Origin of the sequence: Nostoc parmelioides FACHB-3921 (assembly GCF_014696625.1) — a bacterium.
In the GTDB taxonomy this organism is placed as follows: domain Bacteria; phylum Cyanobacteriota; class Cyanobacteriia; order Cyanobacteriales; family Nostocaceae; genus Trichormus; species Trichormus parmelioides.
This window is the reverse complement of the sequence record NZ_JACJQL010000026.1, coordinates 78152-95696: the sequence shown is the minus strand read 5'-3', so window position 1 is coordinate 95696 and position 17545 is coordinate 78152. Positions and strand designations below refer to the sequence as shown.

Below are 17545 nucleotides of genomic sequence, written 5' to 3'. Positions count from 1 at the left end.
TGTGCTGTCGAGGGTTTGCTGATTTCTCTGATTGTTCGATACCTAGTGAGTAGATGATACTTTTTATCAATCCACTCTTTTGCCATTTTGTCAATGCGTAAGTCCTATAAATAAATTAGTGACAGGAAAAATACAGAGGATAAATAGAGCGATCGCCTTCCATAACTACAATCAAATCTATTTTTTAAACCTCACTCAAATTCGAAAAAATTGAGATTTTTACTTTATGTGTCAAGAATTATAAAGAAAATTAAGTAAATGGTAATTTTATGTAAACAATAAATAACAAAATTGGTTAATTAGCTAATTAATGATGTTCAATAAAAACGGATAAGAATATAGCAATTTTGTTGAAAATATTCTCCGGTATCAAATCTGCATAGCAGATAAACTATAAAAGCTATCAGGCTGTCTTAATTAATAAGACATTTATTGATAACAATATATCTAAATGGTCAAATCAATATATTTTTAATACTGAATTATTAAGTTCCTATAATACCCTTTTTGGATCATAAACTAACGCTAACCCAGATTTAAAACACCAAAAATATTTAGGGTATTCTACTGTCGCCTAATATTTACTAATAGGACATAATACACAACCATTGACCTGATTTTCATCAGGGGAAGAAAAATTTTATTCCCAGCTTGTTTATCAGCAGTCAAATTGGGGAATGCTTAAGGATAGGAAATCATAACCCAGCTGAAGTGGTTATATAAATTACATTATCGAAAATTTATTAAGGTAGTGGTGGCAATGGTGGAGCCGGAAAACAAATTATTTGCCCTCAAGGACGGTTGGTTTTCTCAGGATATAAGAGAACAACAACGCCTCAAAGCATTGTCAGAATTAGGTTTGCGACAACCAGAAACAATACCGGTTTTTGAGGAAGCAACTCAAACTGCGGCTCATTTTTTGGAAGCACCAATTTCTATTTTGGGTTTTATAGATCAAGAGCGTCATTGGTTCAAATCGGCGGTAGGCTTATCTAGGTTAGGACTGATGAATCATCTGGCTCAGAGCCGTCAGTTGTTACGCCAGGAGTCGTTCTGCACACAAGTAGTAGATAGTCATCAAATACTTGTCATTAACGATACATTACAAGTCACGGATACTGCACTGGCAACTGGTAAGCTGATCCAAGATTATGGTATTCGTGCTTATCTGGGCGCACCCTTAATTGATGCCACGGGAAATTGCCTTGGTGCATTAGCCGTAATGGATTTAGTTCCGCGCAATTTTACACATAGGGATGTTGAATTTCTCCAAATTATTGCTCGTTGGAGCATGAGTGAATTTGAGCGCAATCGCCTACTAATGCAGGTAAAATCCGAGCAAAGTAGTTTTAGGAGTTCGCCCACGTTCATACCTCATGATGAGCCTGATGAGCCTAAGCTGACTCTGCCTCATGTAGAAGTAGAAAAAGACTCACATTCAACCAAGCAAGTCAAAATAGAACTTTTGGCACAACTTACCCAAGAATTACGTACACCGTTGACATCAGTATTAGGGATGGCAAGTGTGTTGGGACGTGAGATTTATGGGCCTTTGACAACAAAGCAGCGTGAATATCTGGATATAATTCAACACAGTGGTCGGTATTTACTTTCTTTAGTGAATGAAATTACCGAGCTAGGAGCAATAGATGAAAAGGCTAGTGTATTGAATCTCGCTCCTGTAGATATTGAAATGCTGTGTCAACAAGCTATTAATACTTTAGAGGAAGCAGCTAATCGTCGTGAACAAGACATTCGCTTGTCCATAGAACCAGGACGTAGCCGTATTTGGCCTCTAGACAAAGACAAAGTTCGGCAAATGCTGTATCACCTAATTTTCAGTGTGATTCAGTTTTCTGCTACTGGCAGTATTGTACGTATTCATGTCTCGTATAAAGAAAATGCGCTGAATATTACTGTTTGGGTTTCGCACCCTTGGCTAGGAGATGGGATTACTGATGTTGACCCATATTTCCGCCTCAATTCATTGTCTGCTATGGATTTGGCTGGTGATGCTGCTATGTACAGCGTACCTCCCGAACCGAAGGAAGAAACCAGAACTTTACCTATGACACTGGAAAAGTTACGATCCTTAGCTGATTCTTATTCTGATCTTTTGACTGTCAATCCTGATGGTGATTCCAGTAAAAGTAAAAGTAATTTGTCCCGCGAAAGCTTGGGTTTATTGTTGAGTTGTCAGTTAGCTGAATTGCATGGTGGACAAATTTCTATTCAAGGCTCACGGGAATCAGGACATCGTTATTTAGTGAATTTACCGTTACAGGTAGCAAAAACTCCAGAAGTTAGTGACATTTGATTAAGGTTTCTATTTCCTACTGCATTTTGTTGACCCAATGCTGAACTTCGATCAGCATGGATAGGAATTAATAATTTGCAATTTGAGTTATTACCTTTTTATAATGAGCCGCATTATGATTAAGTCCAAGTTCAGTAGGATCTGGCTAATCAAGCGCAGCTTGTTTTATGAATTTAGTCTGGCAACGATTTACTTTATCTTCTTTACCTCTAAAACAGTTTCTAGCTACAAGTTACTTACATCGGTTCCTGGTGGGACTGTTATCTTCTTGGCGGCAAACTAGTTTCTTACTTCAGTGGGGAGACATTATTGCGGCTGCGTTACTCAGCTTGATATATGTTTTGGCTCCTTTTGTCTCTAGCACTCTCATTGGTGTGCTATTGATTGCTTGCGTAGGTTTTTGGTTGTTGTTGACTTTATCTGATGATCCTTCATCCAGCAATAACTCCCTCGTCACTCCAATACATCTGTTGGTGTTGCTCTATTGGGGAATTGCTGGTGTAGCAACAGCCTTATCACCAGTCAAGAAGGCAGCATTAACTGACTTGTTAACCTTGACTTTGTATTTGCTACTATTTGCTCTTTGTGCCAGGGTGCTGAGAGCGCCGCGTCTGAGGTCTTGGATTATTACCCTTTACCTATCTGCATCACTGGTTGTCAGTATATATGGAATGCGACAATGGCGTTTTGGTGCGCCCCCACTGGCGACTTGGGTTGATCCAGAGTCCACCTTGTCTAAAACTACAAGAGTTTACAGTTATTTAGGCAATCCCAATTTGTTGGCTGGTTATTTAGTACCTGCGGTGATTTTTAGCCTGATGGCAGTTTTTGTCTGGCAGGGCTGGGCAAGAAAATCTTTAGCTGTCACAATGCTGTGTGTAAATACTGCTTGCTTAATTTTTACTTATAGTCGTGGCGGCTGGATTGGTCTTTTGGTAGCAGTCTTAATGGCGACGGCATTACTAGTTGATTGGTGGGGTGTGCAAATGCCGCCTTTTTGGCGAACCTGGTCGTTACCTATACTTTTGGGCAGTTTGATAGGGTTATTGTTGATTGCGGTGTTATTTGTCGAGCCAGTCCGGTTTCGAGTTCTCAGTATTTTTGCCGATCGCCAAGATAGCAGCAATAATTTCCGGCGCAATGTGTGGGATGCTGTTTTTGAGATGATCCGCGATCGCCCAATTATCGGTATTGGCCCTGGTCATAATTCTTTTAATAAAGTCTACCCTCTTTACCAAAGACCTCGTTATAGTGCTTTGAGTGCCTATTCCATCTTCCTAGAGGTGGCTGTGGAAATGGGTTTTGTTGGTCTGGCTTGCTTTTTATGGTTAATTATTGTCACCATTAATACAGCATTCGTTCAACTGCGCCGACTGCGTCAATCTGCCAATGTACAAGGATTTTGGTTAATTGGTGCCTTAGCCACGTTGCTGGGAATGCTGGCTCACGGTACGGTAGATACTATCTGGTTTCGTCCGGAAGTTAATACTCTCTGGTGGTTAATGGTTGCTCTCATTGCTAGCTATTGGACACCTTTATCCACAAGCCAAAGTCAAGACCTCAATTTATCTCACGAAGAACTCTCAAGCAACTAAATATTGAGGAGAGAATGAGGCACGGTGTGATAAGGTATGCTCTGGCTTGGGCGATCGCTTATATGAGAAAATTTCTGACTCAGCAATCAACACAACCAGAAATTTCTGCCAGCAAGCTATCTCCCGCCGTGCCTATATGTATAAAAGTCACCAGATAGCTGTATCTATTCCCGATAGCTGCTAGCACCAGGCGCACTGGGATCACGATAGCGGGTTGGCTCATCGTCTCGCTTTTTACCAGCTAACCCAGCTAAACCCAATAGACCAATTAAGCCTAGCCAGCCCCAGTCGAAGTCGTTACGATCTGCGGTGCGATCGTAAGTTCTGGTTGTAGTGCCATCGGTTCCAGGAGCAGTCTGTACCTGAGCGTTCGCTGGTAAACTCAAAGGCAAAGTTGCCATACTTAAAGTGAGAACAGCAGCGCCAACAGTTTTAGAGAAATCACGTTTCATGGTGAGAGTTCCTTGTTGCTTCCAAAGTTACTCACCACTTTATCTAGTCTTGAATTTAGCAGAATCAATCTGCGGCTATAAACTCTGTATTTGCTTAACTCACCTGGGGACATACAACAATCCTATTAGTGGTGATGAGATTTTGCCCACCGTCTAACTCCAGTGGAGTAATTGAGCAACAATCACAACTAATAATTTTTCATTGCCCGTTGAATATCACGCTGGTCTTGGCGACGTTTCAGGCTTTCTCGCTTATCGTGGAGCTTTTTCCCCTTACCGAGAGCAATACTGACTTTGACCCAGCCACGTTTGAGGTACATTTTCAAGGGAACTAATGTCAAACCCTGCTGTTCTACCTTGCCAATCAGCTTCCGAATTTCTTGACGATGTAATAATAGCTTACGCGTCCGGCGTGGTTCGTGATTGAAATACTGCCCACTAGCGTTATAGGGGGAGATATGGGCGTTAATTAGCCATACTTCACCATCTCGAAGCAAAGCATAACCATCTTGAAGATTTACTTTTCCTGCACGGATTGACTTAACCTCTGTTCCCGTCAACTGAATGCCGGCTTCAAAAGTTTCCAGAATTTCGTACAAGTAACGGGCTTGTCGATTATCAGTAATTACTTTGTAACTTTCGCTCTTATCGCTCATTGAGAATTAGGTCGCTTTTAAACTGACTGCAAAAATAGTTTGAATGTATGCTATGGAAGTCCGAAATGAATTATAAATATTGGCTTTTAGCCCTTGATCGTCGAGAATTAGCAATTAATAGCCTTGATCAGGCTATTCAAAAATCAACCAGGAGTCTTATAGTGAATTAAGCAGTGTATATTAACCCACTATAATAAACGTTGAACCAAATCTCGCTCATATCTATATAATTTAGCGTTTCTCCCTTTGAATGGAAAAAATTTCTACAAATATGGATGTTATAAAAGTTAGTGTTCAGGTATACTTTGTTTAAGAATGGTTATCTATCCTTAGTTGTTTGCGAAAAATTATAAAATTCACTGCTCTTTTCTTTCACTAGAGCCTAGAGCAACTTTGAAGTTAGTTAGCCAGATAAATAATTTAAGATTTTCTTTATAAATTACTTTTAGACCCGTCATTAGCTGCTAATCCTGTCATAGTATGAAACATGAGAACACTATTTCAGGGGTGTTCATAGATGGAGCTTGTAGAAATAATCTCAGTAAAAAATAATGCTAGGGGTGTATTGTCCATGCCCTTGACGATCCTTGTAGTGGATGACGATCTGGGCACTCGTCTGTCTATTAGTGATTATCTAGAACTGTCTGGTTATTCAGTAATTACGGCTAATGACGGTCAAGAAGCTTTGACTATGGTGGAAGCATACCATCCTGATTTAATCGTGACTGATATTGTGATGCCAAGAATGAATGGTTATGAGTTAGTGCGCCGAGTTCGTCAGCAACCTCCATTCCGTTTATTACCTGTAATTTTATTAACAGCGCGTACGAGAACCCAGGAAAGAATTCTTGGTTATCAGTCGGGATGTGATTTATACTTGCCTAAACCTTTTGAACTAGAAGAGTTAGCAGCAGCGATTCGTAATTTGTTGGAGCGATCGCAAATCATACAATCTGAATACCGATTTTCTCAAAAAGACAATTTAGGCAGCCCCCTCCCTAGCAAAATTGTAGAGAGTCATCACTCTGTATTCACTCATGTGGAAAAATCCCACCTACTCTCATCTTTAACACCAAGAGAGCAAGAAGTCTTAGAAATGTTGACTCATGGTTTGTCTAATATCGAAATAGGGCATCAATTACACTTGAGTCCCAGAACCGTAGAGAAGTACGTTAGTAGTCTACTGAGAAAAACTGCTACTAGCAATAGGGCAGAACTGGTACGTTTTGCCATTACACATGGTTTAGTAGAGTAACGTCTGTATCTAGTTCGAGTTGCTAGTTATGCTTCTAGTTGCTGGCTGGTAATATGTTGCAGTAAACCCTCACAAGCATCAACCAGCAAATCAATGACCTGATTAAACCCTTCTGTTCCGCCATAGTAAGGATCTGGCACTTCCTTCAAGTTATGGCGCGAACAGAACTCACACATTAAACTGACTTTGTTGTGATACTGTCCAGTATGGTCAAGGGCAATAATGTTGTCATAGTTGTCTCGATCCATAGCTAGAATGAGATCAAATTCTTGAAAGTCAGATTTGACAAATTGTCTGGCCTGTCCCCGCAATTTAATTCCTAACTTCGCAACAGCAGCAGCACTCATCCGTCGGTCAGGTGAACTACCAATGTGATAGCTAGAAGTACCAGCCGAGTCACAAATGATACTGTCGCTCAAACCTGCCTGCTCAATCAGATGGTTCATAATATTTTCTGCCGATGGTGAGCGACAGATATTCCCTAAGCAGACAAACAGCAGTTTGTAAGGCATAAGTAATAATTCGTAATTCTTAGTAATCTTCGAGTTGGCGAGCATTCGCGTAGCATTTCACAGGAAAGAGTAACGCCAACAGGTTCATAATTATAACAGTCTATAAAAGTAGAAAAATTACCTCAGACAAAGTCAAAAGTCAGTAGTCCAAAGTCCATAGTCTCCGAATTTGTTGACTATTGACCATCGACTAATGACTAATGACTAATGACTAAAATCCAGGTAGTTCTAACCCACTGGTTAAGTCTTCCATACGTTCTCGCATTGTGGCTGTAGACTTGATATAAGCATCTTTCATTGCAGCTGTTACCAAGTCGGAAAGTAAATCTGCCCCCTGTGCTAAGGCATCCGGGGAAATTTCTACTCGCTTTGGTTCTTGGTTGCCACTGACAATCACCTTCACTAGGCCACCACCAGCTTCTCCCAGAATTTCCATTTGCTCCAACTCTTCTTGGAGTCGTTTTGCACCTTCTTGAACTTGTTGCGCTTTTTTGAAAGCTTCGGCTAGTTCTTTCATTTTTCCCAAGCCGAAGCCGAATCCTTGTCCTTTTCCTGTCATAATTGATAGTCCGCGTGTGCGTTGAATAACAAATCAAATTCAATTATAGATGTGGTGGGCAGTTTGCCTCTTTTTTTACCAAAACTTTAGGGACTGGGGAGGGGTAAATGGGAGGACAAGAACAAAAACTATGTTTTTTTCTTGGCATTACTCCCATAGCCCTATCTCAGCATTACCCCATTCCTCACGCCGCCTGAAATTCACCCAGCATTTTGACTTCTGGCTCTAATAAAATTGACCAGCGTTCTTGGACTTCCTGCTGGATATGGCGGATGAGGCAGAAGATATCGTTAGCTTTGGCTCCTCCGCGATTAACTATAAAATTAGCGTGGAGGTGCGCTACTTGTGCGCCACCTATTTGATAGCCTTTTAATCCTGATTGTTCGATTAACCATCCTGCGGAATAAGGTTTGGGGTTGCGGAATACACTACCACAGCTGGGGAAGTTGTAAGGTTGAGTAGTTAACCGCATCTGCTTGTGTTGTCTGGTTGTGGCTGTGACGTAGGCAGGATCAAAGCCTGGTTGCAGTTGGAAGGTGGCTTGGGTAACTACGCGATTGCTACCTTGTAGTAATGAAGTACGATACGCATAACCCAATTCTTCAGGAGTGAGTGTTTCTATTGTGCCATCAGGCGAAAGTACTTGAGCGCTAACTAATATATCTGCGATACAGCTGTTATGCGCTCCGGCATTCATCACCACAGCACCGCCAACGGTTCCAGGGATACCTACAGCCCACTCAAACCCTTGCCATCCCAGTTTTGCTATTTCCCACGCCAAGCTAGGAATTGATTCTCCAGCAGCTACAGTTACTTGACCGGTTTGGTGGTCGAAATGATTGTAGCGTAGATGACGAGTAGCAATGACCAAGCCAGAGATGCCGCGATCGCTCACCAACAAGTTAGAACCTGCGCCAAGAGTTGTTACTCTTAAATTATGCTCTTGTGCATATTTGAGACTGGCTTGCAATGCTTCTATATTGCGAGGGGCAACATACAGTTCAGCTGCGCCCCCGACTCTATAAGAAGTAAATGCGGATAACAGAGCCTGAGACTTAATCTCGCAATTAGTACCTGGTAAGTAAATAATCTTACTTTCTCTTGAAGGATTGTTATTCTGTGTTTCTACATTGGAAGCAGGAACTGTACAGGCGTTTCCAACTGCCTGGGAAATTTTCATCTTTACATCAATTAATTGTGAAATTTTTACATTTATCTGCTGTAAAACTACAGCAATTTCGATAAAACTGTTGCTAGGTAAACACTTGGCGTATATAAAAGCCTTTATTCGTGAGTATCCTCACAATGTGGCTGTCGCAGGTTCGCACAGTGTGGTAATAATTTCGGGAATTGCCTGATTTAAATTGCCAGCACCCAGGAATAAAGCCAAGTCACCAGGGCGGAGATTTTTTAATAAATACTCACACACTGTAGATAAAGTTGGTTGATAAACTACTTGTGGGTGTTCTTGAGCAATTTTTTCTGCTAACTGTTCACCACTAATTAGTCCTAAGTTGGGTTCCCCTGCACTATAAATATCGGTCAACACCACCAAATCGGCATGGCCGAAAGATTCGGAGAATTCTTCTAAAAAGGTCAAGGTGCGACTATAACGGTGGGGTTGAAAGATAGCTACCACTCTTTGTCCTGGTCTAGCTTGAAGCCTCGCAGCAGCCAATGTAGCCCGGATTTCGCTGGGGTGATGGGCGTAATCATCTATGAAGGTAATACCATCGACTTCGCCACGGAATTCAAAGCGTCGTCTTGCGCCTTCAAAACCAGCGATACCTTTGGCGATTTCCCCAAATTCTAGACCCACTAGACGACCAACAGCTACTGCGGCTAGAGCATTACTTAGATTATGACGACTGAGTAATTTTAGTTTCAGTACACCTAATGCTTTGCCTTTTTCCCAGACTAAAGCAGTGGTACCGTCAGCACGGCAGTCAATATTAGTAACGGTGTAATCAGCTTCTGTATCTTGATGAAGACTATAAGTGATAGTTGGTTGTTGGCGATCGCTGGCGGCGGTGCGTAACAACTCGCGCACTGTTGTACAGTCAACACTACCAATTAGCGTTCTACAACCTTTAGCAAATGTTTGAAAGATATCAACGACTTCTTCTAAGGTGTCGTAATGGTCAGGATGATCTAATTCAATATTAGTGATAATACCAATTTCTGGAGCGTGTTTGACTAGGGAGCCATCCGATTCGTCTGCCTCAGCTACTAAATAAGGACTTTGACCTAATCTGGCATTGCCTTCCCAAGCATTTACTTCTCCGCCAACAATAATTGTCGGATCTAAACCCGCTTCTAGTAACATATAACCAATCATGCTACTAGTTGTCGTTTTGCCATGAGTTCCTGCTACAGCAACACTATGATAATCGTTAATTAAAGCCGCTAGTACATCTGAACGATGTAGAATTGGGCAGCCCAATTCTATGGCTGCTTGGTATTCTAAATTATTTGAGTTAATGGCTGTTGAACAAACTACTTGAGGCAATGTTGACTTGCCAGCCGGAAACATTTCTTGTGTATTTAATTCTATTTCAGTAGAGCTAACTTTAGAGCCAAAGAATTCAAGATTACTTGCTTCTTGTCTGCTAAAAATATGCGCGCCGATAGATGCCAACTTGCGCGTAATATGATTAGGACGAAGGTCAGAACCTGACACTGGCAACTGGCGTTTTGCAAGAACGTATGCCAGGGCAGACATCCCTATACCGCCGATTCCGATAAAATGAAATGGTCTACCGCCGAAATCTACACTATTATTCATTGATTACTCCTCTTATCACCACACCACACCATCAATCACAAATAACACGCGTATCATAACAGGATTTGGATTTTTACTGTAACTACTCCTATATCTTTTTCAGGAATGAATTTCTAAGGAATTTCTACTGAGATTTAGATTATTGAGAATGATTTTACCTTGGTTAGAGGTTTTTGCTATTTCTATACTGTTTCTATGATTATTCTGTAAATTTTCGTCATATCGGGAAAGAAATTCTTGTAATGTGAAATACATATTTTCTGGTTCCTTACTGGTGTTGGCTACATGATGACTACATTGGTAGCGAAACCTGTTCTAATATTTCATCAAGCCAAGGCATGAATTTATTAAAATCTCATATTGGTGATGAAAATCATTTTCAATTGCAGATAGCCAAGGTATAACTATGCAGCACCTGGCAATTTTTGGTGGCACATTTGATCCGATTCATTGGGGACATTTGCTCATAGCTGAGGCAGCTTTGCAGCAGATACCAATAGAAAAAGTAATTTGGGTGCCATCACTAAATCCTCCTCATAAGAAAGCATCTGCTTTTAGACATCGTCTAGCCATGCTGCAATTAGCTACACAAGATAACCCAGCGTTTACTGTTTCCTCAGTGGAAAAAAATCGCTCAGGAGTTTCTTACGCGATTAACACTTTGACTGACTTATCTGTTTGTTTCCCGAATACTCACTGGTACTGGATAGTAGGCTTGGATACTTTCCAAACTTTACCTCGTTGGTACCGTGGGCAGGAACTAGCACCAATGTGTGATTGGTTAATCGCACCCCGATTAGTAGGTGGTGAGAATATAGCTCAAAGTGAGTTAATCTGCAAGCAAGTGAAGCAGCAATTGAAAAAACAGTCAAATACTATTCACTGGCACTTACTGCATATACCCTTAGTGGGAGTTTCGTCAAGTTTAATTCGTAAACTTTATCGAGTAGGGAAGTCAATTCGTTATTTAGTTCCCGAAGATGTGAGATCCTACATCGCTGATCACAAGCTTTATTCAGAAGATTCTGAATAAAATATGTGTTTTTTTTTGGATCTAACACTTTATGGTTATAAATACCCTCCCCCTTTGCGATATGATTGGGGTCAAAGATATCAACTTATAGGCATATATACAGAGGGCAAGACACTGTGATTAGAGTCGCAATCAACGGTTTTGGTCGTATTGGGCGTAACTTTGCACGCTGCTGGCTGGGACGAGAAAATAGTAATATCGAGCTTGTAGCTGTTAACGACACATCAGATCCGAGAACTAATGCTCACCTCCTAAAGTATGACTCGATGCTTGGGAAGTTAAAGAATGTTGACATTACGGCTGATGATAACTCTATCACCGTTAACGGTAAGACCATTAAATGCGTATCTGATCGCAATCCAGAAAACTTGCCCTGGAAGGAATGGGAAATTGATTTAATTATCGAATCAACTGGGGTATTTGTCAGCAAAGAAGGTGCGTCAAAGCACATTAATGCTGGAGCTAAGAAAGTGTTGATCACTGCCCCCGGTAAAAACGAGGATGGTACCTTCGTAATGGGTGTAAATCATCACGATTACGATCACAACTTACACAACATTATCAGTAATGCTAGTTGTACAACCAACTGTCTAGCTCCCATTGCTAAGGTTCTGAACGACAAATTTGGGATCATCAAAGGCAGCATGACAACAACTCACAGCTACACAGGTGATCAGCGCTTATTAGATGCTTCTCACCGTGATTTACGCCGGGCAAGAGCAGCAGCCATCAACATCGTCCCCACCTCCACCGGTGCGGCGAAAGCAGTGGCTCTAGTCATCCCAGAACTCAAAGGCAAGCTTAATGGCGTTGCCTTGCGCGTACCTACCCCGAACGTCTCAATGGTAGATTTCGTAGTTCAGGTTGAGAAGCGTACTATTACTGAAGAAGTAAACCAAGCCCTCAAAGATGCTTCTGAAGGCCCACTAAAAGGAATTTTGGACTACAGTGAATTGCAATTGGTATCGTCTGATTATCAAGGAACTGACGCTTCCTCTATCGTTGACGCTAGCTTGACCCTAGTTATGGGTAACGATCTTGTGAAAGTTATGGCTTGGTATGACAACGAATGGGGTTACAGCCAACGCGTTCTTGACTTGGCAGAATTAGTGGCTGAAAAATGGGTTTAAGTTAGTTTTGTAAATTGTTAGTTGTCAGTCGTCAGTTGTGTTTAACATTATTAACCAGTGACGACTAGCAATTGCTCCTAGTGACTAAAATGTTGAAATCCCTGACTGAGAGTGAGTACTTGGTCAGGGATTTTTGTGTTTCGATGGTGCAGTATCACGTCGGTATCTGATGTAATGGTGCCGATAATGGCTGCACTTTGACCTAAATTTTGTACTAAGGTTTTTGCTAGGTCTGGTGGTAAACACAACACTAGTTCAAAATCTTCGCCACCGTATAAAGCATAATCCAACGCTTGTTCTGGTGTTAACCAGTGCTTGAAGGCTTCTGGTAGTGGTATTTGGTCGCTTTCCATAACAGCACCAACACCACTGATTCGGCAAATTTGTAGTACAGCATCTGCTAAACCATCGCTGCTATCCATGCCGGTGATAGGGAGTGGAGATTGGGAGATTTGCCAGAGATAGGGAAGAACATCTAAACGTGGCTGGGGACGCTGGTGGGCTTTAATTAAAGCCGCCTTTTCTTTGGGGGTAAGGTCTTTTCCCGTTTTGGGGTCTAGAAGCAACTTTAAACCCGCGTGGGAGGCTCCGTGAACACCTGTAACTGCGATCGCATTCCCAACTTGAGCAGTAGAACGGCGGATAATCCTATTGGGGTGGACTTGACCAAAAGCGGTAATGGACAAACTGGCAATAGGCGATCGCACCACATCTCCACCAACAATAGGAGTATTGTATTGTTGTAGGCATTCTGTAATTCCTTGGTATAAGCGTTCTACCCAACTCACGCTCAAATCCCCAGGAAGAGCCAACGCAATAGTAATACCCAAGGGTGTAGCACCCATCGCCGCTAAATCTGACAAATTCGCAGCCGCAGCACGCCATCCTGCGTCTTCTGGGGAAGTGGTGACATCACTAAAATGCACCCCATCAACCAGCATATCTGTAGTCACAACTAAAGATTGCTCTGGTTGTGTTACCAATACCGCCGCATCATCACCAATAATTTCTGGTGGACAAAAGCGCTGCAATATTTTCAATAGTCCTTGTTCGCCAATATCTTTAACTTTGGTCATTGGTCATTGGTCATTGGTCAGTTGTCAGTTGTCATTAGTTTTTCCCTGCTCTTCTCCTTCCTTGTTCCCCACTCTCTCAAGTTACGATAATAGTATCGAATGGTATCGTCTAGGGGTCTGTTGGGATGGTAGCTACACCAGTCACAAATCTTACTTTTGAAGAGTACTTAATTTATGATGATGGCAGTGGTTTTCACTATGAACTGGTGGATGGCAGGCTGGAATTAATGAACCCCCCAACGATTGAACATTTCTTGATTGTTGATTTTTTAGATACTCTATTCAAAGCAGAAATTCGCCGTTTGAGTTTACCTTGGTTATGTTTTCGGGAAACTGGAGTGAGAACGGGGCGGAATAAATCTAGGTTAACTGATTTGTCTGTGGTGACGCAGGCACAGGCCAAAGAATTGCTCAATTTGTCAGCTGTATTTGAGTCATCGCCATTACTGATTGTCGAAGTAGTCAGTCCAGATTCGGTAAAACGAGACTATCGCTATAAGCGTTCTGAATATGCGGCGGCTGAAGTGTTGGAATATTGGATTGTAGACCCGTTAGAGAAAAAAATTTCTGTGCTACTGCTGGAAGAAGGACTTTACGAAGAGACGGTGTTTACAGGCGACGAGAAAATTTTATCACGGACTTTTAGGGAAATAGAGATTTCTGTTGAGCAGGTATTGGTTGCGGGAAATCTTGGTTAGCAAGAAGAAAGGGGAGATGAGAGAGAAAGACAAGTAACAACTGAGTATTGTTGATTGCCTTCTCACTCATAACTTATACCAATTCAATTAATGATCGCAACACATCATTGGGTGAAGACGCGATTTATCGCGTCTCTACAGATGGTTGATTTGTCCCATTCTTTTTTCAAATTGGTATTAGAACTCAGAAATATACTTAGGCTGATTGGGGTTGTACTAAATTTTCTAGTCCCTGAACAACGGTGGCTGATTCGATTTTGTCACCGGCTTTTAGTGTATCTAAAATGTCTTTCCCTTCAATGAGATAGCCAAAAACTGAGTAACGACCATCTAAGAGGTTACGTCCGGCTGGGGTGAGTTCTGGTTCAAATAAGAAGAAGAAGACTTGAGAAGACGCACCATCGGCTTCGGTTTCAGGACGAGCCATTGCTAATGCACCAAAGGAAGAAAAGGGTAATACTGGCATATCTAGATAGCGTCCAGCGTCTTCTAAGGTGATCCCGTAGGTTGGTTTTTTATCACCTTCTACCAGAATTTCTAAAGGGATAGCCCGATATTTGCCTGTTTTGGGATCAATAAAACCCTGTTCTTTGCCTGGGGGATCTCCGGTTTGTAGAACGTAAGATTCTTCGGAACGGGTAAATTCTAACCCATCATAAAAACCCCGTTGTACTAAATCTACAAAGTTTCCCGCCGTTACAGGGGCGCTATAACCATCAACCACAACAGTTAAATCACCTTTATTGGTTTTAATTGCTATGGTGGCACGTCCTTTAAGTTGAGGTAGGTTACTATACTCTTCTGGAACTTCAAAAGGAAATTCCTTCACCATTGATTCTTCTATAAGGGAGACTAAATTAAGTAATTTAGCTCTTTCTTGTAGAACTTGTTCTTTATCTTTGGATTGTGCAATTTCTTGAACTTTTGCTACACCAGTTTTTAATTCATTAATCCAAGTTTCAGCTTGAGTTTGGCGTTCTTCCGGAACGCTTGTTAGGATTTGTGAAGGTTTATCAAGAATGCGGGATGCTTTACTCAGGTCTTTAGAGACAGCACCCCATCGACGATTTGCACGCAGTTGGGCAGAAATATCTTCTAAACTGGCTTGCAGTTCGCGTACCGGCTTATTATTTATTGGGAGTGCATACCGCAATAAAGCTCTACCGTCAGTAATCGCATTTCCAGATGGCAAGGCGGCGTTACTGGAAGGAGTCCAGCCAGCTGTATTTATGCCTAAAAATATTGTTACTAACAGTATTGCCATGAGGCTGTTCTTCAGCCAGGATTTTAATAAATTCAACATGGAATAGCTCAATGCAGCATCAAATTGTTGACTAGACGTAACCCATCAATCATCTTCCCACAGTACGAGTCATGAGTAGTATTTGGGGATTGGGGACTAATGACAACTAACCCTTTGGGTTCGCCAGTTGCACCCTTACGGGAAGGCTTACGCCAACATGGGGGAAACCCCAAGACCGCACTGGCTCACAACTAACTACTGACTAATTACCTAATTAAGACCCTTGAAGGGTACAATAAATGCCGATTGTCTTCCAACACTTGAAAGCTTCATGATTTCTAGTAACGATTTTCGACCTGGTGTATCCATTGTCTTAGATGGGTCTGTATGGCGAGTGATAGATTTCCTTCACGTTAAGCCAGGTAAGGGTTCTGCCTTTGTCCGGACAACTCTGAAGAACGTCCAAAGCGGCAAGGTTTTAGAAAAAACCTTCCGGGCTGGGGAAACTGTTCCACAAGCTACTTTAGAAAAAATTACAATGCAGCATACCTATAAAGAGGGCGATGAGTTCGTCTTTATGGATATGGAAAGCTATGAAGAAGGACGACTCAGCGCTGCACAAATTGGCGATCGCGTCAAATACCTCAAAGAAGGTATGGAAGTGAACGTCATTCGTTGGGGCGAGCAAGTGCTAGAGGTGGAACTGGCTAACTCTGTAGTCTTGGAAGTTATACAAACTGATCCAGGTGTTAAGGGTGACACGGCTACAGGTGGCACGAAACCAGCAATTGTCGAAACTGGTGCAACTGTGATGGTTCCTTTGTTTATCTCTCAAGGAGAACGTATCAAAATTGATACCCGCGACGATAAATATTTAGGCAGGGAATAGATTTTATCTCATCCGAGAACAAATCCCGATTTCAATCCCTATTTCAGGGATTAAATCCCTGCCACACTTAGGCCAATTCAAAATTCAAAAAACTGGATTCCCTTAAGCTTTCTGAGTCTTAATGGTAAACGAATTTTGCGGAGTTGGTATGAAAAATTCTTTATTTACGGACTGGTCGAGGTAATAAAAACTGTGCCATTGGACTTTAATGAAATCCGTCAACTGCTGACAACTATTGCACAAACAGATATTGCGGAAGTAACGCTCAAAAGTGACGACTTTGAACTAACAGTACGTAAAGCTGTTGGTGTGAATAATAGTATTGTGCCGGTTGTGACAGCGCCTTTGAGTGGTGTGGTAGGTTCGGGATTGCCACCGGCTGTACCGATTGTCGCCCATCCAGCCCCGACCCCATCTCCAGAGGTGGGAACAAGCCGTGTAGCCGATCATGCGGTCACGAGTTCCGGCTCACAGCCAGGAGCAAAAATCATTGACCAAAAATTAGCAGAAGTGCCTTCCCCAATGGTGGGAACATTTTACCGCGCTCCTGCACCTGGTGAAGCGGTATTTGTGGAAGTAGGCGATCGCATCCGTCAAGGTCAAACCGTCTGCATCATCGAAGCAATGAAGCTGATGAATGAAATTGAGGCTGATGTTTCTGGGCAAGTGATCGAAATTCTTGTCCAAAATGGCGAACCTGTGGAATATAATCAACCTTTGATGAGAATTAAACCAGATTAAGTATTAATGTATATAGGTGAGTCATTACTAACTCAAGTTGCTAGTTATGTTTGGTAATTGGTAACTGGTGATTGCTAATTGGTAATTGAGAAAAATTTTACTCATTACCCATTACCCATTACCAGCCATGAAATTGATGGCTAGCAACTTAAATTACTAGCAGTGAGTCATTGGTAAAGTTGTCAGTCCTGCGGATCTATCCTGATGAAACAAGCGTTGCCTGTATCTCAAGAAGTGGTGCAACAAGTAGCCGAATACTTCAGCCTGTTAAGTGAGCCGATGCGTCTGCGGCTGTTGCATTTACTACGGGATGAAGAAAAGTGTGTACAGGAATTGGTAGACGCAACCCAGACTTCCCAAGCCAATGTGTCTAAACACCTAAAAGTAATGTGGCAAGCCGGAATCCTGAGCCGTCGTAGTGAAGGAACTAGTGCTTACTACCGGGTGGAAGACGAAATGATTTTTGAGTTATGTAATCGGGTTTGCGATCGCCTTGCTACAAGGTTAGAACAGCAAGCCCGTAATTTTAGGGTGCTAAATAAAAATTAGTCATTAGTCATGAGTCTGAATTTGTTGACTGTTGACTGTTGACTGTTGACTGTTG

General features: G+C 41.9%; 19 protein-coding genes. 10 read left to right on the top strand and 9 right to left on the bottom strand.

The genetic code is table 11. The annotated features are described in order from the left end of the window. Positions 1-760: 760 nt before the first annotated feature. The 3 genes from H6G14_RS17775 to H6G14_RS17765 all read left to right on the top strand — a co-directional run bounded on the left by H6G14_RS17775 (position 761) and on the right by H6G14_RS17765 (position 4070). The gene (locus H6G14_RS17775; RefSeq protein WP_190568667.1) at positions 761-2317 is read left to right on the top strand and encodes a GAF domain-containing sensor histidine kinase; all 1557 of its coding nucleotides are present in this window, start codon (positions 761-763) and stop codon (positions 2315-2317) included. Between the two features lie 167 nt (positions 2318-2484). After that, positions 2485-3912 carry an IctB family putative bicarbonate transporter gene (locus H6G14_RS17770; RefSeq protein ID WP_190568666.1) on the top strand — a complete coding sequence of 476 codons (1428 nt, stop codon included), beginning with the start codon at positions 2485-2487 and terminating at the stop codon, positions 3910-3912. Positions 3913-3926: 14 nt separating this feature from the next. Continuing rightward, entirely contained in the window at positions 3927-4070 is a 144-nt protein-coding gene (locus tag H6G14_RS17765) for a hypothetical protein (protein ID WP_190568665.1), read from the top strand. 6 nt (positions 4071-4076) lie between these two features. On the opposite strand, the gene H6G14_RS17760 is transcribed toward H6G14_RS17765, so the two are convergent. Beyond that, positions 4077-4364: a WGxxGxxG family protein gene (locus H6G14_RS17760; RefSeq protein ID WP_190568664.1), complete on the bottom strand. Its 288-nt coding sequence runs from the start codon at positions 4362-4364 to the stop codon at positions 4077-4079. A 188-nt stretch (positions 4365-4552) separates the two neighbouring features. Continuing rightward, entirely contained in the window at positions 4553-5020 is a 468-nt protein-coding gene (smpB, locus tag H6G14_RS17755) for an SsrA-binding protein SmpB (protein ID WP_190568663.1), read from the bottom strand. A gap of 571 nt (positions 5021-5591) precedes the next feature. Here smpB and H6G14_RS17750 point away from each other — a divergent pair. Next, a complete protein-coding gene (locus H6G14_RS17750) occupies positions 5592-6275 on the top strand; it encodes a response regulator transcription factor (RefSeq protein WP_190568662.1) in 684 nt (227 codons plus the stop codon). A 26-nt stretch (positions 6276-6301) separates the two neighbouring features. On the opposite strand, the gene H6G14_RS17745 is transcribed toward H6G14_RS17750, so the two are convergent. The 5 genes from H6G14_RS17745 to H6G14_RS17725 all read right to left on the bottom strand — a co-directional run bounded on the left by H6G14_RS17745 (position 6302) and on the right by H6G14_RS17725 (position 10386). Next, on the bottom strand, positions 6302-6787 hold the full coding sequence (locus H6G14_RS17745) for a low molecular weight protein-tyrosine-phosphatase (RefSeq protein ID WP_190568661.1): 486 nt from the start codon (positions 6785-6787) through the stop codon (positions 6302-6304). 211 nt (positions 6788-6998) lie between these two features. Next, entirely contained in the window at positions 6999-7346 is a 348-nt protein-coding gene (locus H6G14_RS17740) for a YbaB/EbfC family nucleoid-associated protein (protein WP_011319106.1), read from the bottom strand. Between the two features lie 184 nt (positions 7347-7530). Continuing rightward, positions 7531-8526 (bottom strand): UDP-N-acetylmuramate dehydrogenase, encoded by a 996-nt coding sequence (gene murB, locus H6G14_RS17735; RefSeq protein WP_190568660.1) that lies wholly within the window; start codon positions 8524-8526, stop codon positions 7531-7533. Between the two features lie 120 nt (positions 8527-8646). Beyond that, a complete protein-coding gene (gene murC, locus H6G14_RS17730) occupies positions 8647-10131 on the bottom strand; it encodes a UDP-N-acetylmuramate--L-alanine ligase (RefSeq protein WP_190568659.1) in 1485 nt (494 codons plus the stop codon). 99 nt (positions 10132-10230) lie between these two features. Continuing rightward, on the bottom strand, positions 10231-10386 hold the full coding sequence (locus H6G14_RS17725; RefSeq protein WP_190568658.1) for a hypothetical protein: 156 nt from the start codon (positions 10384-10386) through the stop codon (positions 10231-10233). Between the two features lie 151 nt (positions 10387-10537). On the opposite strand from H6G14_RS17725, the gene nadD reads away from it, so the two are divergent. Continuing rightward, a complete protein-coding gene (gene nadD / locus H6G14_RS17720; RefSeq protein ID WP_190568657.1) occupies positions 10538-11164 on the top strand; it encodes a nicotinate (nicotinamide) nucleotide adenylyltransferase in 627 nt (208 codons plus the stop codon). Positions 11165-11280: 116 nt separating this feature from the next. Further along, positions 11281-12294, top strand: a complete 1014-nt coding sequence (locus H6G14_RS17715; RefSeq protein WP_190568656.1) for a type I glyceraldehyde-3-phosphate dehydrogenase — start codon at positions 11281-11283, stop codon at positions 12292-12294. A gap of 77 nt (positions 12295-12371) precedes the next feature. On the opposite strand, the gene thiL is transcribed toward H6G14_RS17715, so the two are convergent. Further along, positions 12372-13370, bottom strand: a complete 999-nt coding sequence (thiL, locus tag H6G14_RS17710; RefSeq protein ID WP_190568655.1) for a thiamine-phosphate kinase — start codon at positions 13368-13370, stop codon at positions 12372-12374. A gap of 125 nt (positions 13371-13495) precedes the next feature. Between thiL and H6G14_RS17705 the strand changes: the two genes are divergently transcribed. Further along, complete coding sequence (locus H6G14_RS17705) at positions 13496-14068, top strand: Uma2 family endonuclease (protein WP_190568654.1); 573 nt, start codon at positions 13496-13498, stop codon at positions 14066-14068. Between the two features lie 196 nt (positions 14069-14264). Here H6G14_RS17705 and H6G14_RS17700 read toward each other — a convergent pair whose 3' ends face one another. Continuing rightward, entirely contained in the window at positions 14265-15371 is a 1107-nt protein-coding gene (locus H6G14_RS17700; protein ID WP_190568653.1) for a peptidylprolyl isomerase, read from the bottom strand. Between the two features lie 271 nt (positions 15372-15642). Here H6G14_RS17700 and efp point away from each other — a divergent pair, with 271 nt between their 5' ends. The 3 genes from efp (at position 15643) to H6G14_RS17685 (ending at position 17490) form a co-directional block, all read left to right on the top strand. Continuing rightward, positions 15643-16200 (top strand): elongation factor P, encoded by a 558-nt coding sequence (efp, locus tag H6G14_RS17695; RefSeq protein WP_010999184.1) that lies wholly within the window; start codon positions 15643-15645, stop codon positions 16198-16200. 192 nt (positions 16201-16392) lie between these two features. Beyond that, on the top strand, positions 16393-16941 hold the full coding sequence (accB, locus tag H6G14_RS17690) for an acetyl-CoA carboxylase biotin carboxyl carrier protein (RefSeq protein ID WP_190568652.1): 549 nt from the start codon (positions 16393-16395) through the stop codon (positions 16939-16941). A 204-nt stretch (positions 16942-17145) separates the two neighbouring features. Then, positions 17146-17490, top strand: a complete 345-nt coding sequence (locus H6G14_RS17685) for an ArsR/SmtB family transcription factor (RefSeq protein ID WP_011319097.1) — start codon at positions 17146-17148, stop codon at positions 17488-17490. Positions 17491-17545 lie beyond the last annotated feature (55 nt).